This is a genomic window from Pseudoalteromonas sp. S3785 (assembly GCF_005887365.1).
Lineage (GTDB): Bacteria > Pseudomonadota > Gammaproteobacteria > Enterobacterales > Alteromonadaceae > Pseudoalteromonas.
This window is the reverse complement of record NZ_PNCT01000237.1, coordinates 1-801: the sequence shown is the minus strand read 5'-3', so window position 1 is coordinate 801 and position 801 is coordinate 1. Positions and strand designations below refer to the sequence as shown.

The 801-nt window shown below is 41.9% G+C and carries 1 protein-coding gene and 1 pseudogene; both read right to left on the bottom strand.

What is annotated here, in order from left to right:
- The coding region (locus CWC17_RS19295; RefSeq protein WP_138614664.1) for a peroxiredoxin family protein at nucleotides 1-324 on the bottom strand (324 nt) is incomplete at its 3' end.
- Between the two features lie 82 nt (nucleotides 325-406).
- Nucleotides 407-801, bottom strand: a pseudogene (locus CWC17_RS19290) (methyl-accepting chemotaxis protein); the annotation flags it as partial.

The window sequence follows — 801 nt, the reverse complement described above, 5'->3', positions numbered from 1 at the left end:
TAATGCTTTAGTAAAACTGGCATCGCCATCTGCAAGCATATCAATTTCTTGCGCATTTTGAGACTCTCCCCATGCTTTCATTACAAACGCATCGTTTACTGATACACAGTAAATTGCCGCAATACCTTTCGCTTTAATTTTATCACTAAGGGTTATAAATTCAGGTAAATGCGCATTTGAACAGGTAGGCGTAAATGCACCGGGTACAGCAAAAAGCACAACCTTTTTACCGTTAAAAAGCTCAGCGTTAGTGTGAGTTTGCATGCCTTCGTCTGTTAGCTGCGTTAATGTCACTGCAGGTAACGTTTGGCCTTGTTCAATCATGATAAATCCTTAAGCATTTGATTAATGTACTCACAGTATAACGTTATAAAGCACGCTTAAAAGCAAAGTTTTAATGCTGAATTTACAAACCGAGATTCGCTTTTATCGTCTGCATTTGTTGCTGAAGCTGAGCGCGAATATCGTCAACCAGTAGGCTTGATTCACTTACTTGGCCTTTCATGCTTTGCATTGACTGACTAAAGTTATCCAGTAAAGTACTTTGTTGTTTAGCCAACTCCATGGCTTCAAAGGCCACCTTGTTGGCTTGCTGAGCGTTGTCGGCCACGCCTTCTGAATTTACTTTTAGCTCTTGTGCATTTTGTGTTTGCGATTGTGCGCCATCTGCCAAGGCCGCAATTTGTGTAGATACTGTGCCCGAATTTTCGCTCAGTAGTGTGAGTTGCTCATTAATATCGCTCAATGAGCCTTGAGTTTGACGGGCAAGCTGGCGTACTTCATCAGCTACAACAGCAAAGC